Annotated in this window: 29 protein-coding genes and 6 pseudogenes; 20 read left to right on the forward strand and 15 right to left on the reverse strand. The window is 59.5% G+C overall.

Features of this window, described 5'->3' with window-relative positions; genetic code table 11:
* Window positions 1-32 precede the first annotated feature (32 nt).
* Complete coding sequence (locus G9X68_RS15230) at window positions 33-1,850, reverse strand: methyl-accepting chemotaxis protein (RefSeq protein WP_171603101.1); 1,818 nt, start codon at window positions 1,848-1,850, stop codon at window positions 33-35.
* Window positions 1,851-2,051: 201 nt separating this feature from the next.
* Here G9X68_RS15230 and G9X68_RS15235 point away from each other — a divergent pair.
* Together G9X68_RS15235 and G9X68_RS15240 are read left to right on the forward strand one after the other, a co-directional pair.
* Window positions 2,052-2,153, forward strand: a pseudogene (locus G9X68_RS15235) (plasmid stabilization protein); the annotation flags it as partial.
* Between the two features lie 375 nt (window positions 2,154-2,528).
* The gene (locus tag G9X68_RS15240) at window positions 2,529-3,176 is read left to right on the forward strand and encodes a TetR/AcrR family transcriptional regulator (RefSeq protein ID WP_171603102.1); all 648 of its coding nucleotides are present in this window, start codon (window positions 2,529-2,531) and stop codon (window positions 3,174-3,176) included.
* A gap of 190 nt (window positions 3,177-3,366) precedes the next feature.
* On the opposite strand, the gene G9X68_RS15245 is transcribed toward G9X68_RS15240, so the two are convergent.
* Window positions 3,367-3,711, reverse strand: a complete 345-nt coding sequence (locus tag G9X68_RS15245; RefSeq protein ID WP_171603103.1) for a hypothetical protein — start codon at window positions 3,709-3,711, stop codon at window positions 3,367-3,369.
* Window positions 3,712-3,737: 26 nt separating this feature from the next.
* Between G9X68_RS15245 and G9X68_RS15250 the strand changes: the two genes are divergently transcribed.
* From G9X68_RS15250 to G9X68_RS15265, 4 genes are all read left to right on the forward strand, one after another.
* Complete coding sequence (locus tag G9X68_RS15250) at window positions 3,738-4,577, forward strand: transporter substrate-binding protein (RefSeq protein WP_171603104.1); 840 nt, start codon at window positions 3,738-3,740, stop codon at window positions 4,575-4,577.
* A gap of 116 nt (window positions 4,578-4,693) precedes the next feature.
* Window positions 4,694-5,356, forward strand: coding sequence for an amino acid ABC transporter permease (locus G9X68_RS15255; RefSeq protein ID WP_171603105.1), 663 nt, complete (start codon window positions 4,694-4,696; stop codon window positions 5,354-5,356).
* Between the two features lie 4 nt (window positions 5,357-5,360).
* Window positions 5,361-6,020 (forward strand): amino acid ABC transporter permease, encoded by a 660-nt coding sequence (locus G9X68_RS15260; RefSeq protein WP_171603106.1) that lies wholly within the window; start codon window positions 5,361-5,363, stop codon window positions 6,018-6,020.
* A gap of 13 nt (window positions 6,021-6,033) precedes the next feature.
* Window positions 6,034-6,804 carry an amino acid ABC transporter ATP-binding protein gene (locus G9X68_RS15265; RefSeq protein ID WP_171603107.1) on the forward strand — a complete coding sequence of 257 codons (771 nt, stop codon included), beginning with the start codon at window positions 6,034-6,036 and terminating at the stop codon, window positions 6,802-6,804.
* Between the two features lie 94 nt (window positions 6,805-6,898).
* Here the strand turns inward: G9X68_RS15265 and G9X68_RS15270 are convergent, their stop codons facing one another.
* Both G9X68_RS15270 and G9X68_RS15275 read right to left on the reverse strand, forming a co-directional pair.
* Entirely contained in the window at window positions 6,899-7,327 is a 429-nt protein-coding gene (locus G9X68_RS15270) for a type II toxin-antitoxin system VapC family toxin (protein ID WP_171603108.1), read from the reverse strand.
* A complete protein-coding gene (locus G9X68_RS15275; RefSeq protein ID WP_171603109.1) occupies window positions 7,324-7,590 on the reverse strand; it encodes a type II toxin-antitoxin system prevent-host-death family antitoxin in 267 nt (88 codons plus the stop codon). Before G9X68_RS15275 ends, G9X68_RS15270 begins: the two co-directional genes overlap by 4 nt.
* A 261-nt stretch (window positions 7,591-7,851) precedes the next feature.
* Here G9X68_RS15275 and G9X68_RS15280 point away from each other — a divergent pair, with 261 nt between their 5' ends.
* The 5 genes from G9X68_RS15280 (at window position 7,852) to G9X68_RS15300 (ending at window position 11,489) form a co-directional block, all read left to right on the forward strand.
* Window positions 7,852-8,595 (forward strand): GntR family transcriptional regulator, encoded by a 744-nt coding sequence (locus G9X68_RS15280; RefSeq protein WP_171603110.1) that lies wholly within the window; start codon window positions 7,852-7,854, stop codon window positions 8,593-8,595.
* Window positions 8,596-8,598: 3 nt separating this feature from the next.
* Entirely contained in the window at window positions 8,599-9,384 is a 786-nt protein-coding gene (locus G9X68_RS15285) for a transporter substrate-binding domain-containing protein (RefSeq protein ID WP_171603111.1), read from the forward strand.
* 74 nt (window positions 9,385-9,458) lie between these two features.
* On the forward strand, window positions 9,459-10,130 hold the full coding sequence (locus tag G9X68_RS15290) for an amino acid ABC transporter permease (protein WP_171603112.1): 672 nt from the start codon (window positions 9,459-9,461) through the stop codon (window positions 10,128-10,130).
* A complete protein-coding gene (locus tag G9X68_RS15295) occupies window positions 10,127-10,786 on the forward strand; it encodes an amino acid ABC transporter permease (RefSeq protein ID WP_171603113.1) in 660 nt (219 codons plus the stop codon). The genes G9X68_RS15290 and G9X68_RS15295 overlap by 4 nt, the downstream gene beginning before the upstream one ends.
* Window positions 10,764-11,489 (forward strand): amino acid ABC transporter ATP-binding protein, encoded by a 726-nt coding sequence (locus tag G9X68_RS15300; protein WP_171603114.1) that lies wholly within the window; start codon window positions 10,764-10,766, stop codon window positions 11,487-11,489. The genes G9X68_RS15295 and G9X68_RS15300 overlap by 23 nt, the downstream gene beginning before the upstream one ends.
* 289 nt (window positions 11,490-11,778) lie before the next feature.
* On the opposite strand, the pseudogene G9X68_RS15305 reads toward G9X68_RS15300, so the two are convergent.
* The 5 genes and pseudogenes from G9X68_RS15305 to G9X68_RS15320 form a co-directional block, all read right to left on the reverse strand.
* A pseudogene (locus tag G9X68_RS15305) lies at window positions 11,779-11,865 on the reverse strand (IS5/IS1182 family transposase); the annotation flags it as partial.
* A gap of 80 nt (window positions 11,866-11,945) precedes the next feature.
* Window positions 11,946-12,608: a ZinT family metal-binding protein gene (locus G9X68_RS15310; RefSeq protein ID WP_171603115.1), complete on the reverse strand. Its 663-nt coding sequence runs from the start codon at window positions 12,606-12,608 to the stop codon at window positions 11,946-11,948.
* Between the two features lie 201 nt (window positions 12,609-12,809).
* Window positions 12,810-12,905, reverse strand: a pseudogene (locus G9X68_RS32395) (IS5/IS1182 family transposase); the annotation flags it as partial.
* Between the two features lie 86 nt (window positions 12,906-12,991).
* A complete protein-coding gene (locus G9X68_RS15315; RefSeq protein WP_171603116.1) occupies window positions 12,992-13,726 on the reverse strand; it encodes a PspA/IM30 family protein in 735 nt (244 codons plus the stop codon).
* Window positions 13,723-14,169: a DUF2170 family protein gene (locus G9X68_RS15320; RefSeq protein ID WP_171603117.1), complete on the reverse strand. Its 447-nt coding sequence runs from the start codon at window positions 14,167-14,169 to the stop codon at window positions 13,723-13,725. Before G9X68_RS15320 ends, G9X68_RS15315 begins: the two co-directional genes overlap by 4 nt.
* Before the next feature lie 102 nt (window positions 14,170-14,271).
* Between G9X68_RS15320 and G9X68_RS15325 the strand changes: the two genes are divergently transcribed.
* Genes G9X68_RS15325 through G9X68_RS15345 form a run of 5 tightly spaced genes read left to right on the forward strand, consistent with a single transcriptional unit; the run spans window position 14,272 to window position 18,181 of the window.
* A complete protein-coding gene (locus tag G9X68_RS15325) occupies window positions 14,272-15,327 on the forward strand; it encodes an ion channel (protein ID WP_171603118.1) in 1,056 nt (351 codons plus the stop codon).
* On the forward strand, window positions 15,324-15,980 hold the full coding sequence (locus G9X68_RS15330) for a YjfK family protein (RefSeq protein WP_171603119.1): 657 nt from the start codon (window positions 15,324-15,326) through the stop codon (window positions 15,978-15,980). The genes G9X68_RS15325 and G9X68_RS15330 overlap by 4 nt, the downstream gene beginning before the upstream one ends.
* A 34-nt stretch (window positions 15,981-16,014) precedes the next feature.
* Window positions 16,015-16,416, forward strand: a complete 402-nt coding sequence (locus tag G9X68_RS15335; protein ID WP_168308160.1) for a DUF350 domain-containing protein — start codon at window positions 16,015-16,017, stop codon at window positions 16,414-16,416.
* Window positions 16,417-16,428: 12 nt separating this feature from the next.
* Window positions 16,429-17,022: a DUF1190 domain-containing protein gene (locus G9X68_RS15340; RefSeq protein WP_029871133.1), complete on the forward strand. Its 594-nt coding sequence runs from the start codon at window positions 16,429-16,431 to the stop codon at window positions 17,020-17,022.
* A gap of 1 nt (window position 17,023) precedes the next feature.
* Entirely contained in the window at window positions 17,024-18,181 is a 1,158-nt protein-coding gene (locus tag G9X68_RS15345) for a glutathionylspermidine synthase family protein (RefSeq protein ID WP_171603120.1), read from the forward strand.
* 44 nt (window positions 18,182-18,225) lie between these two features.
* On the opposite strand, the pseudogene G9X68_RS32400 reads toward G9X68_RS15345, so the two are convergent.
* Window positions 18,226-18,410 (reverse strand): annotated as a pseudogene (locus G9X68_RS32400) (ISNCY family transposase); the annotation flags it as partial.
* A gap of 452 nt (window positions 18,411-18,862) precedes the next feature.
* Between G9X68_RS32400 and G9X68_RS15350 the strand changes: the two are divergent.
* Entirely contained in the window at window positions 18,863-20,047 is a 1,185-nt protein-coding gene (locus G9X68_RS15350) for an MFS transporter (RefSeq protein WP_171603121.1), read from the forward strand.
* A gap of 129 nt (window positions 20,048-20,176) precedes the next feature.
* Here G9X68_RS15350 and G9X68_RS32405 read toward each other — a convergent pair.
* Window positions 20,177-20,310: pseudogene (locus tag G9X68_RS32405) on the reverse strand (sugar ABC transporter ATP-binding protein); the annotation flags it as partial.
* A 197-nt stretch (window positions 20,311-20,507) separates the two neighbouring features.
* Here G9X68_RS32405 and G9X68_RS15360 point away from each other — a divergent pair.
* Window positions 20,508-20,684 carry a hypothetical protein gene (locus G9X68_RS15360; RefSeq protein ID WP_164902139.1) on the forward strand — a complete coding sequence of 59 codons (177 nt, stop codon included), beginning with the start codon at window positions 20,508-20,510 and terminating at the stop codon, window positions 20,682-20,684.
* A gap of 35 nt (window positions 20,685-20,719) precedes the next feature.
* Window positions 20,720-21,772, forward strand: a complete 1,053-nt coding sequence (rsgA, locus tag G9X68_RS15365; RefSeq protein ID WP_171603122.1) for a ribosome small subunit-dependent GTPase A — start codon at window positions 20,720-20,722, stop codon at window positions 21,770-21,772.
* A gap of 86 nt (window positions 21,773-21,858) precedes the next feature.
* Here rsgA and G9X68_RS15370 read toward each other — a convergent pair whose 3' ends face one another.
* The 3 genes and pseudogenes from G9X68_RS15370 to G9X68_RS15375 form a co-directional block, all read right to left on the reverse strand.
* Window positions 21,859-22,107 carry a hypothetical protein gene (locus G9X68_RS15370; protein WP_027663746.1) on the reverse strand — a complete coding sequence of 83 codons (249 nt, stop codon included), beginning with the start codon at window positions 22,105-22,107 and terminating at the stop codon, window positions 21,859-21,861.
* A gap of 344 nt (window positions 22,108-22,451) precedes the next feature.
* Window positions 22,452-22,553 (reverse strand): annotated as a pseudogene (locus tag G9X68_RS32315) (YkgJ family cysteine cluster protein); the annotation flags it as partial.
* 149 nt (window positions 22,554-22,702) lie between these two features.
* Window positions 22,703-23,932: a flavin monoamine oxidase family protein gene (locus G9X68_RS15375; protein ID WP_171603123.1), complete on the reverse strand. Its 1,230-nt coding sequence runs from the start codon at window positions 23,930-23,932 to the stop codon at window positions 22,703-22,705.
* Window positions 23,933-24,020: 88 nt separating this feature from the next.
* Here G9X68_RS15375 and G9X68_RS15380 point away from each other — a divergent pair, with 88 nt between their 5' ends.
* A complete protein-coding gene (locus G9X68_RS15380) occupies window positions 24,021-25,562 on the forward strand; it encodes a cation:proton antiporter (RefSeq protein WP_171603124.1) in 1,542 nt (513 codons plus the stop codon).
* 81 nt (window positions 25,563-25,643) lie between these two features.
* On the opposite strand, the gene G9X68_RS15385 is transcribed toward G9X68_RS15380, so the two are convergent.
* A complete protein-coding gene (locus G9X68_RS15385) occupies window positions 25,644-26,702 on the reverse strand; it encodes a LacI family DNA-binding transcriptional regulator (protein ID WP_171603125.1) in 1,059 nt (352 codons plus the stop codon).
* Window positions 26,703-26,878 lie beyond the last annotated feature (176 nt).

Genomic DNA, 26,878 nt, shown 5'->3' on the forward strand with positions numbered 1-26,878 from the left:
AAGAGCCGGGTCTTCCCTTTGCCGCGGACGCGTCAGGCCGCTTTCTGCGATCTCGACGGGCTGGCGGCCGCATCGATCTGAAAGCGGCTGACGACCCCCTCCAGCGTCTGCGTCTGGCTGCCGAGCGCCCGGCAGGCCGAAGCGGTTTCGACGGCCATGGCGGCGTTGCGTTGCGTTACCTGATCGAGAGCGTTGACGGAGGCATTGATCTCGCCGATCGCCACCGCCTGCTCGGAGGAGACCGAGACGATGCGGGCGATCAGGCCGGCAACCTGCTCGACCTGTCCTTCGATTTCCAGGAGCGCCTTGCCGGTCCGGTTGACGAGCTCCACACCGCTGGAGACCTGAGACGAGGAGGTGGAAATCAGAGCTCTGATCTCCTTGGCGGCGTTGGCCGAGCGCATGGCAAGTTCGCGCACTTCCTGTGCGACAACGGCAAAACCCTTGCCTGCTTCGCCGGCGCGCGCTGCTTCAACCCCGGCATTCAGCGCCAGAAGATTGGTTTGGAAGGCGATTTCATCGATGACATTGACGATGTCGCCGATTTGGGAGGATGAGCCTTCGATCCTTTCCATGGCGGCGATTGCTTCACGAACGACAGCCGCCGAATGTTCGGCGCTGGTGCGGGTCTCGGCCATCATGCCGGTTGCCTTGCCGGCATGGTCGGAGGCGTCTTTCGCCTTGGCATTCATCTCATCGAGCGCGGCTGTGGCCTCTTCGAGCATCGCTGCCTGCTGTTCCGTGCGCGAGGCAAGGCTGTCGGCGGCATCGGTGATGCCGGCCGAGGAACTGCCCACTTGCTTGGAGGTCTGGGCGATCTCCGCCATCGAAGCGCAAAGCGCGTCCATGCTGTCGTTGAACTTTGCGCGCAAAGTTTCGTAGGCCGTGGCGAAAGGCGTCTTGATGCGGCAATCGAGATTGCCGTTCGACAGTTGTTCCAGGCCGTATGTCAGCTGGGCGATCACCGTTTCGCGGATCTGCTCCTCGGCGGCCTTTTCGGCCAGCTGGCTGCGTTCACGCTCGAATTCCGCATCGCGAAGTGCGGTCTCGCGCTTCTGCGCGTCCTGCCGCTCGAGCGCGTTGCGGCGAAATACCGCCACGGCCTTGGACATGGCGCCAATCTCGTCGGAACGGTCGGCATAGGGGACTTCGGTTGAAAAATCGCCCTTGGCAAGGTTGCCCATGTAGGCCTTCATACCGTCGAGCGGTATGATGGCGCGGCGGCGCAAGAGATAAAGGCCGACGAGCAGCAGGGCGAACGAGCCGAAGCCCGCAGCACCGGCATAGATCGTCCAGGTCACGATCTCCGAGGCTGCATTGCGCTCCTCGCCCTTCAGGAAGGCGTCGGAATTGGCAACGAGTTTCTCGACCGCGTCCTGGTGCGAATGGAAGGCGACGCGCAGCTGCTCGATCGCACCATGCGCCTTGTCTTCATCCTTGGCATTTAAGGCGGGGATGATCTCGCGGTTCATCACCCCCCAGAATGCATCGCCCTTGGCGATGACATCGTTTTCAAGCTGGTCCTTCAAAGCTTGCGGCAGCCGGGTGGTTTTCCAATAGGCGCGGCGGTCGTCGTAAGCGGCCTTGAGATTGGCGATCTTGGCAAGATTGGTCTCGGTGAGTTCGGGAAATTTGCTCGCCTCGAAGGAGAGCATGTAGGATTCGACTACAAACAACGGCGGCGGCAGAATATCGGCGATCAAATCTTTGCCGTAGACCACCTGTTCATAAACCGGCCCGTTGACTTTCAGCCGTTCGAGCGCCGATTGCTGCAATCCGATCGACATGAAAAGACCTACTGAAACGGCGACGCCGAACGCCACCAGACTGCGAGCAATGGTGAATGCCAAGACTGTCTCCAAATAACTTTTGGCCTCTCTGCTTCGATGCGCCAGATCGACGCGTAGCATTATTTCGAAAGAATGCTGAAATATGGTTAATCTATTGGCGCCGGAAGAAAACGCCAACCCAAATACTTATGATATCCCGCCATCAGTTGTCATCCTGATGGCTAATGCGCTGATGCTATGCATAGATGAAAGGAGATCTGCATGGCTGAACCCCAACTTTCCGTGCGCAGTGCGAAGGCACGCGATCTTGCACATCGGCTTGCCAGACGCGAAAGTCGCTCATTAGCTGACATTGCTCCTCGCGGTAGCCCGACTGGTCGGAGAAGCGGTTCATGACAGCGTCATCAGCTGGGATAGGAGTTCGTCGGCGCTGATCGACGTGTCTTCGTCGAGCTCCCGCTTTTGGTTGCTTTTGCGGACTAAACCGTAGAGGATAGATGTCCTAGGACGCGGATGTCGGGCGCTTGTTATAGGAATAGGAAGAGACTGATGTTGCAGCGGAAATGGTCGTCACAAGCGCTCCATCGTTAGACAGGTGGGGATGCAAAGAGTTACAGAACTGATTAGTTCTCAAAATTGAAATCACTAATGCCACAACCGAAAACACAATCCCTCAGAAATCGTCGTCTGCGTTCTCAGGTCGTCGGCACGCGATTCGGTAGAGTGGTCTAGATTATCATGGATATTGTCGACGAGCCTGCGGTTGAGCCGCGCAAACGGGGCCGGCCGAAAGTTTCCAGCGACGAGGACAAGCGGGCGCATATCGTCGAAGTCGCCGGACGCGTTTTCGTGAAATACGGTTATGCGGGAAGCACGACCGCGATCGTCGCCTCCGAGGCGGGCGTTTCGAAGCAAACGCTCTATAAGCTGTTTCAGAGCAAGGAAGAGCTGTTTGCCGCCGTGGTCGGTGCGCATCGGCGCTTGATGCTCGATCTGCCCAGGCCCGCCGAAGATATTTCGATTGCCGCGAGCCTCGAGCGCATTTTCATGATCGATATGGATGAGGACAAGGATGCGGATCGCACCGGCTTCCTGCAGCTCGTCTTTCGCGAAGCGGTGCAATTTCCCGAACTTGTCGATATCCTTCAGCGCGAAGGTATGCTTGCCAGCCGGCAGCATCTCGCCGACTGGCTGAGCGAACGCCGGTCGGAAGGCAGATTGACGCTGGACGATACGGCGAGCGGAGCCCGGATGCTGATGGATATGATCCTCGGCGGCATGGGTCCGCCGGAAGGGCGCGCGCAGGCCTGGCCCGATCGGGCTGGACTGTTTGCCCATCTTCGACGCTGCATTGCCATCTTTGCCGCAGGCGTCGGCGCGGCCTAAAACGCGTTTGCAATCTGTCAGATTCGCTCCTCGCGCTTTCGTCCGGCAAAACGCCATCCGTTGACTTTCGCTTCCAATTCCGCATTGGATTAATTATAGAACTATAAAGTTCTATAAAATTGATTCGACCACATGTAGGTGGCTGCGCTTCGCCATGACCGGCGACGACATTTCCGCAGAGATGAAATTTTCACCCGTGACTGCTGGCAGGCTTTCGCGCACCGCCTTGCCTATGAAAGGCCGACGATCGTCTGGTTTCCTTCGTGCTCGAGGCGAAGGGGCTTGATCCTGATGATGTCACGTCGGACGAGTTGGAGAAGATGTTTTCTTCCGCCCTCGGATTGGCTGTCAGATCGCCGAACGGGAAGGCATGATGTTGAGCCTCTGAAACAAGAGAACAATGCTGCACTGCCGAAAAAATCACCTCGCGCACCGCTGCGCGTTTTTTCGGCATGACCCATTGACAATTCATCCTTGATGGCACTTCATAACATTGTTCCAGTAAAACAGACATGCGTCCATTATACTGGAACAATACAAGCCATCCATAAGGGGAACGCCATGACCAATTCCTTTCGCACCGGCGTGATATCGCTGGCAGTCGCCGCTCTGTTGTCCACGCCTGCGCTGGCCGACGGCAGCAAGCTCGATGAAGTGCTGGCCCGCGGCCATCTCGTCCTCGGCACGGGCAGCACCAATGCGCCTTGGCACTTCAAAAGCGCCGACGACAAGCTTCAGGGATTCGACGTCGACATGGGCCACATCATCGCCAAGGCGCTCTTCGGCGATCCTGAGAAGATCGAATATGTGAACCAGTCCTCCGATGCCCGCATCCCGAATATCACCACCGACAAAGTCGACATCACCTGCCAGTTCATGACCGTTACCGGCGAGCGCGCCCAGCAGGTTGCCTTCACCATTCCTTATTATCGCGAGGGTGTCGGCCTGATGCTCAAGGCAGACGGAAAATATGCCGACTACGCCGCCCTCAAGGCAGCTGGTTCCTCCGTCACCATCTCGGTTCTCCAGAACGTCTATGCCGAGGCGATGGTGCATGCGGCCTTGCCGGAGGCGACCGTCGACCAGTACGATTCCGTCGACCTGATCTATCAGGCGCTGGAATCGGGACGCGCCGATGCAGTTGCCACGGACCAGTCGTCGCTTGCCTGGTACATGACGCAGAATCCGGGCCGCTACAAGGATGCCGGCTACGGCTGGAATCCGCAGACCTACGCCTGCGCCGTCAAGCGCGGCGATCAGGATTGGCTGAACTTCGTCAACACCGCCCTGCACGAAGCCATGACCGGCGTTGAATTCGACTTTTACGCCAAGTCCTTCAAGACCTGGTTCGGCAAAGATCTGACGCCGCCGCAGATCGGCTTCCCGGTCGAGTTCAAGTAACAGCCATGCGGAGCGGGACATGTTCCCGCTCCGCATTTAAAGAGTGAGAGAATGATGTCGTCCGAAAACCGCTCAGATTTTTCGGCATCATGCTCTGGTCTGAAAGGGCGGCCCGCATGGGTTACACGTTGAATTTCGCTGCCGTCTGGCGCAACTTCGATTTTCTTTTGAGCGGGCTTGCGCTCAGCCTCGGCCTTGCGGTGATCTCGATCCTGATTGGGGCCGCAATCGGCCTTGTGGTGGCCTTCGCGCTGACCTCCAAAAGCCGCTTTGCGGTCGTGCCGGCGCGGGTCTATGTCACGGTCATTCGCAACCTGCCGATTCTCGTCCTGGTGCTTTTCGTCTTTTTCGCGCTGCCGCAGATGGGCCTGCGCCTCGACAAGATAAAAAGCTTCCTCCTGGTTTTGTCCCTCTATTCCGGCGCCTATCTGGCCGAGGTGTTCCGCGCCGGGCTGCTGTCTATTCCAAGAGGACTGACGGAAGCGGGGCTTGCCATTGGCCTGACGGGGATGCAGATCCGCAGTTCCATCATCGCTCCGCTGATGCTGCGCAACGTGCTGCCATCGCTGTCCTCGACGATCATCTCGCTCTTCAAGGACACCTCGCTCGCCGCCGCCATCGCCGTGCCCGAACTGACTTTCGCCGCCCGCAAGATCAATGTCGAGAGCTTCCGCGTCATAGAAACCTGGATGGTGACATCCGCGCTCTATGTCGCGGCCTGTCTCCTCATCGCCGCCGTGATGCGCTTTGTCGAGCGCCGTCTGGCCCTGCCGAGATAAGCCGATGTCCCACACTTTTCTCGAACAACTCTGGATCGCCCGATACGTCATCATGAACGGCATCGGCGTGACCGTGTCGATCTCCCTGCTGGCCATCCTCGCCGGTTCCATACTCGGCGTTTTCGTCGGTTTAGCGCTCGTCTATGGCGGCGTTGTTTTGCGTCTGGTCGTGCGCGCCTATACGGATATCATCCGTGGCACGCCGGTGCTCGTACTCGTGCTGGCGAGCTACTATGTCTCCGCCGCCGTCGGCCTCGATCTCGGGCCGTTCTCGGCCGGCGTGCTCGCCCTTGCCATCTTCTGCTCCTCCCATGTCGGCGAAATCGTGCGCGGGGCGCTTCAGGCAATTCCCAAGGGGCAGACCGAAGCCGCCAAGGCGATCGGCCTGACTTTTACCCAGACCTTCACTTCGGTGCTGTGGCCGCAGGCCATGCGCCAGTGCCTGCCGGCCTGGGTGAATACCGCAGCCGAGATGGTGAAGGCCTCGACGCTGCTCTCAGTCATCGGCGTCGCCGAGCTTCTCCTGCGCACGCAGGAGATCATCTCCCGCAACTTCATGAGCCTCCAGTTCTATTTCCTGGCCGGTGGTCTCTATTTCATCATCAACTACGGTATCGAGCACTTCGGCAAATATGTCGAGCGCAAGACCGCCCTGCCGTCCTGAGGAGACACCCCCGATGGCCAAGACCATTCTCGACATCAAGGGTCTGCGCAAGACTTACGGCATCCACGAAGTCCTCAAGGGCGTCGATTGCGCCGTGCAGGAAGGCGAAGTCATTTCCATCATCGGCTCTTCCGGCTCCGGAAAGACCACCTTGCTGCGCTGCATCAACATGCTCGAAGAGTTCCAGGGCGGCACGATCAGCCTTGACGGTGAGGAAATCGGCTATCGCGCCGAAGGCGCAACACGGCGCCGCAAGAGCGAGAAAGAGATTGCGCGCCAGCGTGCGTTGACCGGCATGGCGTTTCAGCAGTTCAATCTCTTCCCGCATATGAGCGCCGCTGAAAACGTCATGCTGGGCCTCGTCAAGGTGAAGAAAATGACGAAGCCGGATGCCCGCGTCATCGCGGAAAAATGGCTCGATCGTGTCGGCCTTTCCGCCCGCTCGAACCATTATCCCGGGCAGCTTTCCGGCGGTCAGCAGCAGCGCGTCGCGATCGCCCGCGCCATCGCCATGTCGCCGAGGCTGATGCTGTTCGACGAAGTGACCTCCGCGCTTGACCCGGAACTGGTGGGCGAAGTGCTCCAGGTCATCAAGGGGCTTGCCGCCGACGGCATGACCATGCTGCTCGTCACCCACGAGATGCGCTTTGCCTATGACGTTTCGTCACGCGTCATCTTCATGAATCAGGGCGTCATCTGCGAGGAGGGCGATCCGAAGGACATGTTCGTGCATCCGAGGACCGAACGGCTCGTGGAATTCCTCAAGACATCGAGTTTCAACTAATGCATGTCGCCCAAAAGTGCGCAGCGGTTTTGGGATAACGATTTGCATAAACAAAACTTAAAGAAGCTCCTGTGACGGTCCGCTCTGCGGATCGTCACGGGCGCTCGGCCCAAGGGTCGACAAGCTCGATCCCAAAGCCCTCGAAGTCCTTTATATTGCGGGTGGCGAGGGTGAGATCGTGAGCAATCGCGGTGGCGGCAATCAAGCCGTCCATTGACGACAAGCCGCGTCCGCCTCGCTTTGCGAGCCCCATCAAGTCGCCCCAGGCTATCGCAACCGGTTGGTCCACAGGAATGACACGCTGCTCAAAGCGCCGCGGCAGATCCTGGGCAAGCCATTCAGCCAGCGCGTCGCGCTTCCGACCGCTTTCCATCAATGCAACACCACGCCGGATCTCCGCGATCGATACGACGCTGATGAATGAGCGATCCTCGTCGAGACTGTCCAGCCATTGTAGGACATGTGCATCGGGACGCGGCCTTGTCACCTCGGAAAGCACATTGGTGTCCAGCAGAAGTCTCACAGCTGGAGATCACGCGGTTCGTCGCGCTGTCGTTCGAGGTCCAGATCGGCACCACGCAGCGGCGATTGCATCAGAAACTCTGCAAGGGTGCCCTTGCGCGCGGTCTTCCGCTGCCATTCTTCCGCCGAAACGACGATGACGCTTGGTTTGCCATTGCGCATGATCGTTTGTGGTGTCGCTTGCGCGCGTTCGATAACCTCAGACAGCTTGGCCTTCGCACTGGCGACGGTCCAACTTTTATCCTCTGGTCGTGATGGCTGCATTCGCTATATCCTGACTATAGTGACTATCATGACTATATAAGCCGAACCGATCTTGCCGCAAGCAGCTTTTCGATAGGGAAGGGGCTTTGTCGGCTTTGGGCGCGAGTGCCCGCAATTCCTTGCAAACCCCGATCAGCGCCGGCCGCTCAATTTGCGCTCAGTTTGCATTCCAGTGTGCAAAATTCCAGGGGGAGGGATCCGGGGACATCTTGGAAATCCTGAGCGCAGAATTTTGGCACGAGCTTTGCTTCCCTGTCTTGTATGCAAGATAGCCAGACATCTGAGACCACGCAGAAGACCATCGAGGAGACAATCGTCTCCGGGATTCTTTCAGCCAAAATTCGGCCCGGGACGCGTCTCAGCGAAAACCAGCTGGCAACGCTCTTCAGCGTGTCTCGAACCCGCGTTCGTGAAGCCATGATGCGCCTGGAAACACGCGGCATCGTGCATGTCAGTCCGAGACGAGGCTGGTTCGTCGTCGAACCGTCCGCCGAAGAGGCGATCGCGGTCTATGAGGCACGGCGCGTCGTCGAGGCCGGATTGCTGCGCAGCATGCGCCTACTGACAGACGAGGGACACAAAGCGCTCGACGCGCATTTGAACGAGGAAAAAGGCGCCATGGCTGCGGGCGACCGCCAGCGCCTGACCTATTTGATGGGCGATTTTCACATCCGCATCGCAGAATTGAGCGGCAACGCCATCATCGTCGATATCCTGCGCGATCTCACCGCGAGGACGATCCTGATTTCGATGCTCTACCAGTCTGAATTTCATGCGGCACAGTCTCACGACGGGCATTGCCGCATCTTCGAGGCCATGCGGGCGGGCGATTTCGCCAGAGCTGCCGAGCTCTCTATCGAACATCTGGACGAAGTGGAGATGGGCCTCGACCTCACCGCGCGCCCGGATCCGCTCTCGGAACTGCGCAGTTCCCTGTCCCTTCCTCCCAGGACCGTATCCCCAACCGTCAGACCCAATAAACCACAACTTCAAAGGAGCAATTGAAACATGCTGACAAGACGAGTCTTCTTCGCAATCGCGACCCTGGCTGCAACCTTCGGCTTCGGTTCGGCGTCCTACGCCGATGCTCTCGCTGACATCACGGCGCGCGGGACGCTGCGTGTCGCGGTGCCGCAGGATTTCCCGCCCTTCGGCAGCGTCGGCACCGATATGGCGCCGATGGGCTACGATATCGATGTGGCCAATCTCATTGCCGAAAAACTGGGCGTGAAGACCGAACTCGTGCCGGTCACCAGCGCCAACCGCGTTCCTTATCTGCAGACGAATAAGGTCGATCTGGTCATCTCCAGCCTCGGCAAGAATGCGGAGCGCGAAAAGGTGATCGATTTCACCACGGCCTACGCCCCCTTCTTCAATGGCGTGTTCGCGCCCGCCGATGTTTCGATCGCCAAGGTGGAAGATCTCGCGGGCAAGAGCATCGGCGTTACGCGCGGCGCCGTCGAAGATCTCGAGCTGACGAAGATCGCGCCGACCGACGCGACGATCAAGCGCTACGAGGACAATAATGGCACCATCTCGGCCTTCCTGTCCGGCCAGGTCGACACCATTGCGACCGGCAACGTCGTCGCCGCGGCGATCCTCGCCAAAAATCCCCCCAAGCGCCCTGAGATGAAGTTCCTCATCAAGAACTCACCCTGCTACATCGGTATCAACAAGGAACAGGCAGCTCTTCTGGAGAAGGTGAACGGCATTATCGCGGCCGCCAAAACCGATGGCGCACTCAACGCCATATCGCAGAAGTGGCTCGGCGCCGATCTTCCGTCGGATCTGTAAGGACCCGGTCCTACGGATGTCATTCCGCGCCCGGGATGACATGACGCTCGGTCACCGCAAGAGGGGACAATTCCTTGAGCTATCATTTCGAATTTGGCTGGCTGCTTGAATATTATCCGCAGATCGTCAAGGGCATACTGATCACACTGGAGCTTATCGGCATCGGCGGAGTGCTGGGCATTTCGCTCGGCATCTTCTGCGCCTGGGTGCGCGCACTCGGCCCGGCCTGGCTGAAGCCAATCGTTGCGACCTACGTCGAATTGATCCGCAACACGCCGTTCCTGATCCAGCTGTTTTTCATCTTTTTCGGTCTGCCGTCGCTCGGCCTCCAGCTTTCCGAACTGACGGCCGCCAACCTCGCAATGGTCGTCAACCTCGGCGCCTATAGCTGCGAAATTATCCGCGCGGGCATCCAAGCGACCCCGAAGGGCCAGTTCGAGGCAGGCGAGAGCCTTGCCATGACGCGTTTCGAAACCTTCCGGCATGTCGTTCTCGTACCGTCCCTGCAGCGCATCTGGCCGGCGCTGTCGTCGCAAGTGGTCATCGTCATGCTCGGCTCATCGGTCGTCTCGCAGATCGCCGCCGAGGATCTGACCTTTGCCGCGAACTTCATACAATCGCGAACCTTCCGCGCCTTCGAGGCCTACATCGTCTCGACAGCCATCTATCTCATGCTGGCGATCCTGCTCCGGCAGGTGCTGGCGGTGGCCGGCGGGTTCCTTTTCCCGAGGAGGGCGGCGAAATGATCGAGTTCACACTCTGGGACATCCTGCGCAACCTGCTGCTCGCCACACGCTGGACGATCCTTCTTTCGCTGGTCTCATTCATCGGCGGCGGCGCAGTCGGACTGGGGCTGCTGTTCCTGCGCATCAGCAAGCGCAAGGCGTTCAGGGCATTCGCGAAATACTATATCGAACTCTTCCAGGGCACGCCGCTGCTGATGCAGCTCTTCATAGCCTTTTTCGGTCTCGGCCTCTTTGGGATAGACGTGCCGGCCTGGCTTGCCGCGGGATTGGCGCTCACCCTGTGGAGTGCCGCCTTTCTCGCCGAAATCTGGCGAGGCTGCGTCGAAGCGGTCGCGCGGGGTCAATGGGAAGCCTCGGCCAGCCTCGGCATGGGCCGGCTGCAGCAGATGCGCTATGTCATCCTGCCGCAGGCGCTGAGGGTCGCCATACCGCCCACGGTCGGTTTCTCCGTTCAAATCGTCAAGGGGACGGCGCTGACCTCGATCATCGGTTTCGTCGAATTGTCGAAAGCCGGCACCGTGGTCACCAATGCCACCTTCCAGCCCTTCACCGTCTACGGGCTCGTCGCTCTCATCTACTTCGCCCTTTGCTGGCCTTTGTCGAAAAGCAGCCAGATCCTGGAAAGGAAGCTCAATGTCGCTCATCGAAATCACTGAAGTCCGCAAGAGCTTTGGCACCACCGAGGTGTTGAAAGGCATCAATCTCGATGTGGAGGCTGGCGAAGTCATCGCCATTATCGGCAAGAGCGGTTCGGGCAAATCGACCCTGCTTCGCTGCATCAACGGCCTGGAGACCATCACTGACGGCTCCATCTCTGTGGCCGGCGCGCAGCTCCTTGATGACGAAGTCCATCTGAAGGCACTGCGCCTCAAGGTCGGCATGATCTTTCAGCAGTTCAACCTCTTCCCGCACCTGACCGTCGGCGGCAATGTCATGCTATCGCAGACCGTGGTCAAGAAGACACCGAAGGCCGAAGCAGAAGCCACCGCCCGCAAGATGCTGGAGCGGGTGGGTCTGGGTCACAGGTTCGACGCCTATCCCGACGAGCTCTCGGGCGGCCAGCAGCAGCGCGTCGCCATCGCCCGCGCGCTCGCCATGCAGCCGACAGCGCTTCTCTGCGACGAGATCACCTCGGCGCTCGATCCGGAGCTGGTCGCCGAAGTTCTGGCCGTCGTGCGCGAACTCGCCGCCGAGGGAATGACCCTCCTCATGGTAACGCACGAGATGAAGTTCGCCCGCGACGTCTGCAGCCGCGTTGTCTTCATGCATCAGGGTCGAGTCCATGAAGCAGGCCGGCCGGAGGACGTCTTCGCCAGTCCGCAGACTGCTGAGCTCAGGCAGTTTCTCGGTGTCAGCTAGAGCCTTTCCGGGTTAGATTGAAGCATTCTGCCGGAGCAGGTTTTCGTCAGGGCAGAGGCGATTGGCGAAGGGCATACCTCTTGGTACGTCCGAGCCGATCGCCTTTGATCCTGGCGGAAAGATGCCCGGCCCTTCGGGTTGGCTGAAACGGGCCGGCTGATCGACCGGCCGGCTTGGCCGTAGAGCTTGGCTACGACGCGCGCCGGCCGGTCGACCATCCGACTCCGTTTGAGCCAACAGAATGCTGCAATCTAACCCGGAAAGGCTCTAGGCGGCGGTGACAATTCAATCATTTGAGCCAGAGCATGCTGCCTGCAATATTGACGAACCCCCTGAAGTCGGCGGCGATTTTGTCATAGCGAGTTGCATTTCGTCGTCATTGCTGCGTCGCGCTCCAAGCAAACACAAGAGGGGGCGCTCTGCGCCCCCGATCCGGCTACTTGCGGCCTCGGCTAGTCAGTGGGCCAGCATCTCCTCGGCGATCTGCTTCCCATTCAGGCTCGAGGGGTAGTAGGTCGGCCAGTTAGTGACCTCATTCAGTAGGGCGGCGCGGTCATTGCCCCAATAAAGATGGTAGTGGTCGGCCTTCTCGGGGGCGACGATGTGATCGCTGAACTGGATGAACCGAGGTGCGGCGTCATCACCGGCGCTTTTCCTGAAGATGAAACGAACCCCTCGATTACCCTTTTTGTAGGTGAGGATTTCGTGGCCATCCGTCTCGTAGTCTCCGGTCACGGAGTCCTTGCCGCGGAAAAACGCAACTTTCTTTCCGTTGATGACGATCCGGTCGACGTCGGTCTTGTATCCCTTGTCGTAGTAGGCACGATATTCCCCGGCGCTCTTCTCGCCGTGTTTCGCCTTGTCGGCCATCACCGGATCCAAGGTTCCGTCGACAAGATAGGGATAGACCGACTGCCAGTCGCCTTCCCAGTCCGACAGTTCACGCGCCTTCACCTGATCGTCATCGAAATAACCCTCATTTACCGACCCCTTCTTATCGTGGGAATGGCTGTGGCTGTGATTGTTTCCCGAAGATGTCTGGGCGCCTGCCGTTCCTGCAAAAGTCAATGTTGCAGATACAGCCAGTGCGTAGCTGAGTGTTGTGATCGCTTTGTTCATTCACTGAAACTCTTTCGATTGGCCGGCACGGATCGAGCCGTGGTGGTGATGTAATAACATTACAGAAGCCAACTAGCGTGCTTTGACTGCAAGCGCAAGATGCGCGTCGCGGGGGATCACCATTCAAATGCATTACATCCAAATAATTAGGAGGCGCCCATCGCTCCAAAAGCTCCGGCTCAAAGCCGCATCGGTGCCGAAATCCGGGATCGTGCTGGCGTCATAGGCGCGGTCTGCGAGCACGTGCTTGGCCGGCAGCCCACTGACGAGCTCACAGGCAGGAGCCGTATCATTCTTCGATTTGTTCGGGCTGCAACGCCGAAAGTCCCACGTGCGGCCGCTCTGTCTTGAATCTGCCGACAGGGCGGCCGCTTCGCAAATTATCAGTCTTTGTTGCCGGCGGGCGCGGGCAGCAAGATGGGATCGACCGAATGCTTCGGTGCCATCAGTTGTGCAAGAATGTCGTCGGCCGAGTGGCTCGAACTGCCAATGCCGGCCTCGCGCAGTTGACGATCGAGATCGCTGCCGTTTTCCAGCGCGGCCAGTTCAGCACCGGCTTCGATGCGGCCGGAAGTGATTTCCTGGCGCTTCTTGATACGTTCGAGACTTTCGACGGCGCTACCGAGACGGGTGTTGATGCCCGACTGGCTGTGGGCAATCGCCGACTGAGCGCGCAGCAGGGACTCATTGGCTTTGACATTCTCCACCTCACGCTTCATCTGAGCAATGCGCGCTTCGGTGTCCTGGATCGTGCGCAGCATCTGCTGCTGGCGGGGCAGCAGCCGATCGAGCTCTTCTTGGTCGCGCTGCACTTCGGCACGGGTACCGGCAATGCGCTGAGCGAGACCCTGAGCCAGATCCGTGCGGCCCGCGGAGATCGCGGCGCGAGCGCTGTCGGTATCCTTGGTCTCCTTTGCGCGGTTTTCTTCAAGTCGGCGCATGACGCTCTTGTTGGACGCCATAATCCCGGCCAGATCAGACCGCGCGCTGCGTAGAGACTGTTCAGCGTCGCGGATTTCTTGGTCAAGAATGCGCATGGACTGGCTGTCGGCGGCCGCTTCCGCTGCCTCGTTAATGCCGCCGCGAATGGCGGTGAAAATCTTTCCCCAGGTACTCACGCTGCAATCTCCCCGTTTTTCCATTCTTCAATCATGTGTGCCGCATCGACGGCATTGGCAGCCAGAATTGCGACCTCCTCGACCACCGTCTCGGCCGTCGAGCGTGCCGACAGCGAGCCGAACAATTCATACCATTCCTCACCGTCGATCGTGGTGATGCCGAAGCTGGAGAGGGGCACGAACTTGTGCGTCTTGAGCACCAGGCGTTCGAAGGCTTCCCGCTTGGGGATGTCCTTGCACGGCACCAGAACAGCGCTGACAAGAATATCGCGCTCCCCGCTTACCGCGACGAAGACGTCGAGATCGCCTTTTTCCTTCAGAGTCACGCATATGACGTCGCCCTGTTCGGGTACGGCTACATCCACATCGCCCAGCACCTCCGGATCGGCGGCGAACAGGCGCGTTAAAGTGGTGAGGTTCCAGGTCTCCAAAAAATCCTCCATCGGTTGGAACGTCGAAAATATCTGGGTAGTCGATATGCCACTTAAAGGTGGCGCGCTAAATAAATTTCGCTAGGCTAAGCGTTGGGAACGGGGGCCAATCGCGTGCCATTTATCGCTTCATTACTGCGGCGTGTATATCTCTCGCTCGGCGAATTGGCCTGGTCAGCCCTTTTTCTTATCCTCGTGATCCACCTGGTCGCTTCTTATCTGCTCTTCCTGCTAGCCGGCGAAGGCGACCTCGTCGGCAATCCGGTTGACTTTCTTTATTACTATATGGTGACGGCAACGACTGTCGGCTATGGCGATCTCTCTCCAAAATCCGGGCTCGGCCGAATCATGACCGTCCTGTTCGTTCTTCCCGGTGGCATTGCCATCTTCACCGCTGTTCTTGGCAAGTTGTTGACAACTATAGGTACGATCTGGAGAAACCGCATGCGCGGATTGGGTGATTACAGCGAACGCACCGGCCATATCATCGTCCTCGGCTGGCAGGAGGGGCAGACATACCAGACGCTTCGGCTGCTGCATGCCGAACGACAGGCCAACGAACCGATGAGTGTTCTGGTTGCCAAGGACCTTCAGGAAAACCCCGCCAGCCATTACGCCGACTATATCAGAACCGAGCGGCTTGCAGATGCCGACGCTCTGGTGCGGGCCGGCGTGGCCCAAGCGCGGGCGATCATCGCGCGCGGAGCAAATGACGACGAGACGCTGGCCGCGGTGCTGATTGCCGAAGACCATGCGCCCAACGCCCATATCGTGGCCTATTTCGCCGACGACCGCACGGCGCAGATGGTCAAACAACGCCGGCCGCGTGTCGAGGCGGTGGGCTCGCTCGCCGAGGAGCTGCTGTCGCGTTCGGCCCGTGATCCTGGCTCTTCGGAAATCGCCGCACGGCTGCTGTCGGCCGCCTCCACCGACACGGCCTTTTCCCTGGCGGTACCGCCTTTGCAAATGCCGCTACTCTATGGAGACGTGTTTTTAAGGCTCAAGCGTCAACATAACGTGACGCTGGTGGGCATGCTGAGCCAGGGCATGACCGACCTCAATTGCCGGGACGAGACGCTGATGCGGGGCGGCGAGACCCTTTACTATATCAGCGGAATGCGGCTAGATCCCGCTGCCATCGCTTGGGCTCGAATGGGAGATGTATCATGATCGGCTGGTTCGGCAGAGACAAGAACGAAAGGCCCTTACCCAAAGAACTTGGCCCGTTGAGCGCTGCCATCGGCGGGGCGTTGGAGATCGATTTCCTCTCCCTCGAAGCCGAGGCTTTGGCCGGCCAGCCGGCCATGCCGCTGCCACGGAGCGGCCCGTTCATCATTGCCGCCTATGGTGAGGTTTCGCTCGATGCCGCGACGGTTCTGTCGCGCTACTACGATGAAGACCATCGGATGATTCAGGTGATGTCGACGTCGGGCCAGCCGGGTGATGTCGACGACATCAGCTTTTATCAGCCCTGGGACAGCGTCGTGCCTGCCGGGCAGGGCGAATGGAACCGCTGGACCGGGCCGGACGGCCTGATCGGCCAGCCAACCTACGATGCCGACGGCATCCTCTACAGCCGATTCTGGGGCGAAGGCCCGGAACGGACCCCATTGGCGGAGTTTGTCGAGAAGGTCGACGATGGTGAGGCGCAACGCTCCATTCACCAGACCTGCATGTTGTATTATCGCCCGCTTGGCTCGACGCGCGAAATGCTTCTGATCAATGTCGAGCGCGACCTCGATCTCGGACAGAGCCAGGCAGGCAGCTCGGTGGAATTTCTGATCGGCTACGGACTCGCCCCGGCCGATGTTCGCCGCGTCTGATGGATCCTATCAATTTCAACGGAGGACTTTTTCAATGCTCCATTACGTGGCGGGTCTGCCTGCCTTCCTCGGCTATTTCGCCGTCGGTCTTGCCGCCTATGGCGTTTTCGCGGTGATCTACACATTCTTGACGCCGCAGAAGGAAGTCCAACTCATTCGCGCAGGCAATCTTGCCGCCGTCACGGCATTCTTGGGCGCACTTGTCGGTTTCAGCCTGCCTCTGGCTTCGGCCGCAGCCAATTCGGTCAGCATCGTCGACTACATCATATGGGCGGTGGTCGGCATTCTGGCGCAGATCCTCGCTTACTATATTGCGAATTTCACCATGACGGATCTGCATGAAAAGATCACTGCCGACAATATCGCCGCGGGCATATGGGGCGGTGGCATCGCGCTCGTCATCGGTATTCTCAACGCCGCCTGTATGACCTATTGAGGGGAGGGAACGATGCGCAGACGTAAGAGCGGGCACAAACGACCTTTCCTGGCCCTCGGCACGATCGCTGCCTCGACCCTGGCGCTGTCCGGTTGCGGCGATCAGACTCCTTCGGAGACAATGTTCACCTCCGTCGACCAATGCGTGACTTCCGGCATGGACCGGCAGGTCTGCCAGGCCGGCTATCAGGATGCCATGCGGGCCCATCTCGCTGCAGCGCCGCGTTTCAACGGCATGGCCGCCTGCGAGGCCGAATACGGCTCGGGCCAGTGCACGGAACAGTCGGCCAGTGCCGTCCCCAACAATACCGGCGGAGGCGGCAGCTTTTTCGTGCCGTTCCTGACAGGCTACGTGTTGTCTTCCGCACTCAACAACATCGGCGACTATTACAATTATCGCCGGCGCCAGGAGGAGAGTGGCTCCTACGGCTCGACACCGATTTATCGCAATCGCTCGGGGCAAACGGTGACAACGACTGTTCGCTCGGGCGGCAACGACACCGCGATCGCGCCCTCGCGTCAGACCGTCAAGCCAGTCAACGTCAACACTCGCACCGTTGCCCGTCAAGGCTTCGGGGGCCGTTCGTCGTTCAGTTTCGGCGGCTGACATGAAGCGCATCACCCTTCCGGCGCGTCCTGATTGGCTTGACAAGGCGCGCGCCGTCGGCTTCGGGTTTCACGTCATGTATGGCGAGCCCTATTGGCTCGACGATGCCGCCTATACGTTCACGCTCGATGAGATCGAGATGCAGATCGAAGGGCCGAGCCAGGAACTGCACGACATGTGCATGGATATGGTCGGCGATATCGTCAGAAGCGAAGAGACGCTCGACAGGCTAGCCATTCCGGAGGACCTGCGCGATGTGGTGCAGCGCTCCTGGCAGCGCCGCGACCGGCACCTCTACGGCCGGTTCGATCTTGCTTACGACGGCACTGGCCCGGCCAAGTTGCTCGAATATAACGCCGATACTCCCACTTCGGTGTTTGAGACAGCCTATTTCCAGTTCAACTGGCTGACTGACCAGGTGGCTTTGGGTGTCCTGCCCAAGGAGGCGGACCAGTACAATTCCTTGCAGGAAAGCCTCGTCGAGGCATTCGAGCAATTTTCCAAAGAGCCTATCTTCCACTTCGCCGCGATGACCGACAATGAGGAGGATCGCGGCACTACTGTCTATCTGATGGACTGTGCAGTGCAAGCCGGCCATCGCGTCGAGCTTCTGGACATACGCGAGATCGGCATCGATGCGCAGGGTCGCTACACCGACCTCCAGGATCGGGTGATCGACCGCTGCTTCAAGCTGTACCCCTGGGAGTTCATGCTGCGCGAGCCGTTCGCCCGTCAACTCGTGCGCTCGGGCGATGTTTTCATCGAGCCCGCCTGGAAGTCCGTGCTCTCCAACAAGGGGCTTCTGCCTCTGCTCTGGCAGCGCCACCCCAATCATCCCAACCTGCTGGCCAGCTATTTCGCAGACGACCCGGCGGCCTCGACCTTGACGGACTACGTACGCAAACCGCTGCTGTCGCGAGAAGGCGAGAACGTCACGATATTCCGGGATGGCCGGGAATTGATTTCCGCGCCCGGCGATTATGGTGACGAAGGCTTTATCGTCCAGGCCTATGCCCCGCTTTTCGAAAGCGATGGCGGCTTCGCCGTGCTCGGCAGCTGGATCGTCGGTGATCGCGCCTGCGGTCTTGCCGTCCGCGAGGACCGCTCGCGTATAACCGCCAATCTATCGCGTTTCGTGCCGCACGTCATAGTCGGATAAGAGGAGGTATATCGCTTCAGGCGCAGCTATCTTCATGTACGCGTCGAGCGATGCCGCCCGAATTTCTCGCCGATAATCTCGACCCTGATGCCGGCCGTCCGCCGACGCACCTGGCGCGTACTCAGATCAAGCACATACGCCGCCGACACCACCTCATCCGGCCGGCGATCACCTTCGACAAAACCTCGATCCGCTGCAGATCACGCTCGCTCATCGCTATCAGTCCCATCCGCAATCTCCCAGGTCATCAAACACGGGGAGAGTGACATTCCAACTTTGCAGAAACAGGACACTTCAACTTTGCGGCTACAACAACTTTGCGGCATAAGATAGCTTATGGAACTGCAAGGGGAAAACCACGAACCTCGTGCGGCTGCATCGACCGATCCTGCCCGAGGAAGGCAGCAAGTTCGGCTCGAAACACGTTACACGCAGGCTTGTCCGGCACGAAAACATGGTTCTTGCTCTCAAGCGGTACGAAACTCGCGTTCGAAATCGCGGCAACCTTGATCAAATGGCAAGCCACGTCACGGCGGCTAGGCAAATCGCGCCGCTCCCTAAGATAACCTTCTCCGATGCATTCCCTCGGAAACTAGTTTCGATCTTGGGCCCTGTGAGATAGACATCCCAGGTCCATACGCGCGTGTTTAGCTTCGACGCGTCAATCCCCGGAGTTGCATCATGAAAATCGCGCCGCAGCAGCGGATCTATGTCTGCTTCTTTCTCTTCGCAGTGTCGCTGGGGGCGCTGCTGTCGAGGATGCCGGATTTGCAGGTTGCGATGGGCGTCAATAAGTCCGAGCTTGGGTTGACGCTGATAGGGGCTGCGATCGGCGCCTTGATTTCGTTAACTTTATCTTCGCCCTTGATCGCCCGGCTCGGCGCGCGTACGACGGCATTCATTACTGTTCTCGGCACGTCTGCGCTGCTGTCGCTGGTGCCGTGGATCGGTGCGGCGCCGGTCGTGTTCTGTGTGCTCTTCCTCGAGGGGTTGCTCGCCGGGGCGCTGGAGATCAATCTCAATGTTGAGATCGACCGCATCGAAGCGCAGCTAGGACGCGGCGTGATGAACAGGGCGCATGGTTTCTGGAGCCTCGGCTTCTTCGTCACGGCGCTTGTCTCCTCAGTCGTCCGCCAAGCGGGCATTTCGATGGAACTCCATCTCGCCGCGACCTTTGTCACGGTTCTTGTCATCGGCATCTGGGCGATTTCCGGCATGCGGAATGCGCCGGCGCGGATCGCGTTGCATGAAGGCAAGGCGCCGCTGGTAGCGCTTCCCACCTGGGGCCTAATGCCGCTCTGCGTGATCGGCATCGCGGCCTTTCTCGTCGAAGGTGCCGGGATCGACTGGTCGGCGATCTATATGCGCGATGTGTTTTCGGTCGAGCCCTTCATTGGCGGACTGGGATTGACGCTTTTTACCTTCTGCATGGCGCTGGCGCGGCTGTTCGTCGATCCGCTGGTCGATCGGTTTGGCGCGCGGGCCGTCGCCACGATGTTGCTTGTTCTTTCGGCGATAGGCATCTGCGCCGTGTCCGGGGCGCCGCATCCCTATGTCGCGCTGGCGGGCTTTGCCTTGATGGGCGCTGGCTGCAGCGCGGTCTATCCTCTCGCCGTTTCGGCGGCGGCCCAACGCACAGATCGCGCAGCGTATCTCAACGTCGCCGCCCTCGGCCAGATGAGCTTTGTAGTCTTCTTCCTGGCGCCGCCGCTGCTCGGTTTCATTGCCGAACATGCTGGCATCCGGACATCCTATCTCGTCTGTCTTCCGCTGATCATTTACGCGCTCTTTTCGGCCAAGGCGCTTGCTACGCGCCGGGCTGCCGGCGGCGGTAGCGCTGCGACTGCTCGGAGCGTCAACGGGTAACGGATTGTGCTGCCGGTTTTTGGCCGCGCGATTGGTTCGGTGAAAACCCAAACGAGCACGTATTGGCGGCCTGCTCGGTGCTCTCCTAAACAATACGGCTGGCACTGCAGGTCGGAATAGATCGCCTTGATTGAAGGTCAGTCGCGCGTCTGGTCGAGGGAAATGCGGGCGCAGGCGCGAGCCACTTGCTTGCCGCCGAGTTTGTTGACGGCAAAGGTATCTGAGCCGGCGGGCTCGACCACGTCGATTAGGCGATCGCCCTCGCCACTCGTGCCCCATTGATCACCTTTAAACCAGCATGGCGGTGACGCTTCGCCGAATTTGCAGACGAAACGTGGTCTTGAACGGGATCGAACCGGCGTTGGCTAATCGTGAAGCACCTGATAGGTCATAGACCGCTGAGTATGAGGTCTTGGCACCATCTTCAGAGACAACCCTCGGACCGGACAGGAGACCTTTGATGGGCTGGAAAACACCGAAGATCGAATACGTGAATGGCTATAAGATCGTTGAAGTTGAAGGGCCGACTTTCAAAGTTTACGATGGCGACCGTCAGCTCGGGGACGATTTCCCCTACCCCGGCGAAGCTGCTGCTTACGCAACCTCGTTGCCAAAACGGGATCATCCACGCAGCTAGGCGAAACGCCGCGGAAGATCATTCAAAAACCCCTTATGGCAGCCTTACTGAAAGTGGAACAAGATTTGACAAGCTCCCAACTTTCTTCACCGCTGGAACTGCTTGGGTGGTCTGAATTCTTCGCGGACCAGCTCCAGCCCAGCGAAGCGGACTTGATCCCCCGACGCATCGCTTCAGTTCACCGGGCACGCATCGAGGCGATCGATGTCACCGGGCCGGTCGGACTCGAATTTCCATCCAATACCAGTACTGGTGAATACGCGGTGGGCGACTGGGTTCTTGCCGATGCCCTGACTGACATGCTTATCAGACGTCTCGACCGAAAAAGCGTCTTTCAACGACGCCCGGAAGGCGGGCGTGGTCAGCAACTTGTTGCCGCCAACATCGACACCCTGTTGATCGTGACCTCGTGCAATGCCGATTTTAATCTTGCTCGGCTGGAACGTTACCTGATCATGGCCAACCAGGCCGGGAGCAATCCGGTGATTGTGCTGACGAAGGCTGACACCGCGGAAGATGCCGGCATATTCCAGACGCAAGCCGAGGCTTTGCAGCGCGATCTGCCTGTCATTGCCTTGAATGGGCGCTCCGCGGACGCCGTTTCCCGGTTGAGGCCCTGGTGCGGTGTTGGCCAGACGGTTGCGTTGGTGGGATCTTCTGGTGTCGGAAAATCAACGCTGGTGAACACCATGACCGGGCCTGAATCTGACACAAAGCAAAAAACAGGCACCATCCGCGAATATGACGCGCAGGGCCGACACACAACCACGGCGCGATCCCTGCATGCAATTTCAGGCGGCGGCTGGGTCATCGATACACCGGGAATAAGAACGCTTTACGTGAGCGATGTTGCCGACGGCATAGACACCCTCTTTGCTGAAATAACCGAACTGGCGCCGCTTTGCCGCTTTCGCGATTGCACGCATGTCCATGAACCTGGGTGCGCGGTCCAGGCAGCTGTCGCAAGCGGTGCCCTGGTCGCCGATCGCCTGGAACGCTGGCGGAACCTGCTTGCAGAAAACCGCGACCGAACACCCATCGTGAGCGGACCCCGCGGCAACAAGATCGTTCGCAAGAAGAAATATTGAAAGTGTAGAACGTTTGAGACGGTGCTCATCGGCGTCAGCCATGATCCGCCACCTGAATTGGCTGGGCTGGGGGATAGCGTGAGCGCTCAATGATTGGGATTGCGGTCACGAAGAAGACCCTGCAAGCGGCCGCTCCCGCTTGTGAGGGATATATCTTTGAACAACCGCGATATGAGGCGCGGTTGCAATCCCTGCCTCTCATCGATGAGGAGGAATGACATCCTCTTTATCTCGATCGTGATCACGCCTGCATTGTCATGGCGACGATAATTCCCGGAATCCATCGCATGGAATCCATTTTCCACCGCCCAGGCGGCTATCATATCCGCGTTCATCAAGATCCTGCTTTAGGAGATGCGGACGTGCTGTCTCTAGCTGTCCCGCTCGCGCAAATCGCTTCGCAGTCCTACGGATACCGTAACTGAATCGCTCTAATCCAGCCAAATCCTTCCAAGATTACAGTTCCCGCTCAGGTGTTGCGAGAAAGACTCGAAGCAATCGTTGTAAATCGGTACGATTCAGCCGAGGCCTCGCCCGTTAGTGCTCTTGAAGGGATGTGAACCGGTGACGCCACCGCAGGGTCGAGGTGGAAGCAAAACCCTCGAAAATCTACAGACGGTAACGCCAGCGCCGAAGGTTGGGGTGTTATCACGGGTGCTGAACCGCCACAGCCGGCTTTATCGAGAGCAGCTTCTGTTTCGGTGGAAAATCTGGGCCAGGTCGGCGAAAAGGAGCAGCAGGCTCCGCAGCTTCGGCAATCAAAATCGATCAGTGATGTTATGACCCGCTCACAGCCTGACAATGATAAAGCTACAGGCTAACCGCTTCTCTCGGAGCGAGCGCACCCATTTCATCAGGCTCCTCGTCTTGACGTTAGGCGGTGAAATTCCACCAATGTGTTTTCTAAACTAGGGGTCAGTGGCCGGGATATCATATGGGTGGCAGAACAGCCGCAGCCTGGTCGGCGGCCCGCAACCCGCTTTCCCATGCGCCATGCGCGGTCGAGAAGTCGGACTGGTGCGTCGCCTCGCCGGCAAAAAACAGCCGGTCGCCGACCGGTCGCGCCAGGACTGCGCGTGCGCCCGCATGGCCGGGCAGCGCATGGCTGTAGGAGCCGCCTATCCAATCGGTACGACACCAGGAAGAGGCTGCCAGCGGCCGCAAGTGGCGGCGGATGTTGCTGCCGAGCAGCGATGTCAGCTGGTCGAGCGCGAAGGCAAATGCGTCCACCAAACCCGCGCGTTCGATGACGACAGCGCCGTTTCCGCCAAAGAAGCCTTCGATGATTGGCCGGCCGAGCGGCCGGATATAATAGCTGCCGGTCTCAGCATTTTGCGGGTCGCCGAGCAGATGGGTTTCCGGCTCTAAACCATGATTGCCATGGAGTTCCAAAAACAGCTTGTCTGCGAGGCCAAGCGGCAGCTGACTTGCGGCATGGAGGTGTTCGTCGGCCCCCGGGTCGAAGACAATGGCTCCGCGGGCCAGAACGGTCGTCGATGCCGTGATGATTGCGGCACCTGACGTGACAGGACCGCGGTCGGTCTCCAGTCGGATGCCGTTTGCGGTCATTGCCACACGCCGAACCGGCGTCGAAAGGCGCAAGGCCACGTTCGGAGCGGCCGCGCTGATCAGACTTCCATAGCCTTCGTGCACCCGCCAATTGGCGTCGGTCGCCGCATTGTCATAGGCAAGAAAGTCAGCGATCGACAATCGATCGAGCGGTGCGCCGTTCAGATATCCGCTTAAGGACTGGCAGTAGGCGTTCCATTCGCCGCCGGGCTCCAGCGCGTCTGACGCCCTGTCGCTGGCGGGGGGGCTGACCCGCATCCGCGTCTTGAGTGCGGTCCAAGCCGCCGCCGCCGCCGTACGCTCATCCTGTGTGAAGCCGAGATTGCGCCACTGGCCTTGCCATGCCGTCGGCCCGCGCTCGATATTGAACCCGGAGGCACGGCCAATGGCGACGAAAGGATTGCGCTCGGCAGAATGCAGCCAGCCGCAACCCATATCCAGCGGCATTCCGGCCAATTCGATTGTCCAGGCTCGCCCGCCCACGCGGCTGCTGGCCTCCAGGATGAGGACCGAGCGGCCAGCATCGGCAAGTCTTTTTGCTGCTGCAATGCCGGCTGCGCCAGCGCCGACAATCGCAACCTCGTAGTCCATCGTCGCCCTCATCAGCTTGATACGACACAAGCTTTACATCGGGGCGGCACCCGCTTCAATGTGCTCGAAAGCCTGCTAGTATGCTGAAATGACGTTCTTCGAAACACTTGTTGCATTGCTGGCGGTTGCCATCCTGTTGCTGCAGGTGACGCGTCGCACGCGCCTGCCCTACCCCGGCATCCTGGCTGCCGCCGGCGTCGCAGTGGCGATGCTGCCCGGCGCGCCCACGATCCCCATCGATCCGCCGACGGCGCTTGCCCTGTTCATCGCCCCCGTCCTTGTCGACTCGGCTTATGATTTCCCGGTGGGCGCGGCCCGGCGCATGCTGCTGCCGCTGTTCTTCTATGCCGTCGTTGCCGTTCTCGTCACGACAGGCGTGGTGGTGTCGATCAGCATGCTGACAGTCGGGCTTCCGATTGCGGTTGCAGTCACACTCGGCGCAATCGTTGCGCCGCCCGATGCCGCGGCCGCCACGGCGGTCCTTTCCAATTTGCCCGTCGCGCGCCGTGTGGATGCCCTGCTCAAGGGAGAAAGCCTGTTCAACGATGCGACCGCGCTGCTGCTTTTCGGGGCTGCGCTCACCGTCCAGGCGCGGGGTGGGCTGGATGCGGGGACGGCCCTTCAGGTGGGGTTCGCCGCGCCTGGAGGAATCCTGTTCGGCATCGCCTTCGGCTTTGTCGTCTCACGGCTTCGACCGTTAACCGAAAATACGGTTGGTGGCACCCTGCTTCAGTTCGTCTACGCCTTTTCGACCTGGCTGATTGCCGAACATCTGCACCTGTCGGCTGTCCTTGCCACAGTAGCGAGCGCAATGACCATCGCCACCCTCTCTTCGGTCGAGGATTCGCCACGGATGCGGGTGCATTCCTTCGCGGTCTGGACGACCGTCGTATTCCTGTTGAACGTGGTGGCTTTCCTGTTGATGGGGCTGCAGGCGCGTCGCATCCTCGAGACGATGTCGGCTGAAGAGCTTCAGCGGGCGATGGGATTTGCCGCCATCGTGGTGGTCGGCGTCATTCTGGCGCGAATGGCGATGGCGTTCCTGCTTCACGCCGTCGTCGCGTCTCGCCACCGAAGAGGAAATGAATTGGCGCCTTTCACTTCCGGCGAGACCTTGCTCGTGGGTTGGGCCGGTATGCGCGGCCTCGTTACGCTGGCGACGGCCTTCGCACTCCCCGCGGACTTTCCCGAGCGAGACCTGGTCGTGCTCACAGCCTTCACGGTGGTGCTCGCAACCCTAGTCATTCAGGGGGCGACCCTGGCACCGATGATCCATTTCTTGAAACTCGGTCGGCAGGCAGAAGTCCGCGATGAACTCAAGGCGGCCCGAAGATCGCTCGCCGAAGCGGCCTTTCAGCGGCTTGAGAAAGAAAACGGCATCGAGGCCGAAGCGATCCGGACGATCTGCAAGGATCATTGGACCGCATCAACCGATGCAGACAAGACCTCGCCGCTCGATCGCCGCCGCGACCTGACGATCGCCGTCGTTCTCGCCCAGCGCCAACGCCTCGAGGAATTGCGTGACACAGATCAGATCGGCGCTACGCAATATCTCGAGCTGCAGGAGGACCTGGACTGGAAGCAGCTCTCCGTCGGCTCCGATGAAGATCGCCGCATCACAGAAAGCTAGATCCGATGTCGATGCCAACGTGATCGGCCTCAAAAAGTCTGTTGCTCCGTCAGCCCAGCGTTTCCAACGAGGTGGGAGGCATTACTCGATATCCTTCAGCGCATCGAGTGGGCCGATCAGCGCCGTGCGTGGTGGCACGAGTGTCGGCCGCACCAGATGCGTGATTGGCGGGCGGCGGTCCGCATCGAGGATCGCAAACCCCTTTGTAATCATCGTTTCGCTGTCCTGCCGGATCATGAAGACGGGGAAAGGCAGGAAAGAGCCGAAGGGATCGTAGTCATAGCAGCCGACGATGATATCGGCGAAGGTCTCGTGCGGATGCAGGGCGAGGAAACGCATCAGCCCTTCGAGGTTGATCGAGGAATTGACGAAGAATGCGCGCGGCAGCTTTCCATGGCCTTCGTAGAAGGCTTCGAAGGCACGCGCCGTCATGGCCGGGGAATAGCCGGTCGGCTGGATGCAGACGTCGGGATCCGCGCCCAGCAATGCGCGCTTTACGTCGCGGAAACCGCGAATTCGCTCATGGCTGGCGTGGTCGTTGCGGCCGCCGAACAGGTACAGATCGTCAGGTGAAAGCGGGCCGTCGTCCTGCGCGCGCTCGATGATCGCCTGTGTCAGCATGCGCGCACCTTCATGATTGTCGCTGATGATCGACGGCGCCAGCGTGCCCGGCAGATCGATGTTGACGTGCTTCAGCCCTGCCTTTTCGCAAACCTTGTGCACGCCATCCGGATCGGTTGCGCCGGCGATGAAAAGTTCGTCGATCGAATAGGAGATCAACGTCTCGACGACCTTGCGCTCCTCCTCCGGATCGCGACAGGCACTGACGACGAGAGGGCACTGGCCGCGGCTTCTGACCTGCGCCTCGAAAGACTGCGCCATGGAGGAGAAATAGCGGTTGTCGTGCACCGGCAGCAGAAGACCGACAAGACCGGAGCGGGACGAACGCAGGCCACGGGCCTGCAGGTTTGCCGTATAGCCGTGCTCGTTTGCCAGGTTTTGAATGAGCTGCGCCGTCGCCTCTTTGATACGCCGCTTCCGCCAGCTTCCGTTCAGCACGGCGCTCACGGTGGAAGGCGACGCACCCGATAGCATCGAGAGATCGTAGATCGTCGCCTTCTTCTTGCCGATGTCGGTCATATCTCGCCTTTCCTTTGTCGCTTCCCTTAGAAACAAACCCCTCTTGACGAAAGCCCCACCTTGATCGATAGTCATTGCACCATCGATTGTGCAAAAAAGAAAGATCGATTGTGCAAAGATGGTTCGCCGGAGGAGGCGGGATGGGAGGCAAGGGTATTCCCTCGCCAAGAAGCAAC

Origin of the sequence: Rhizobium changzhiense, from assembly GCF_013087625.1 — a bacterium.
GTDB lineage: Bacteria > Pseudomonadota > Alphaproteobacteria > Rhizobiales > Rhizobiaceae > Rhizobium > Rhizobium sophorae.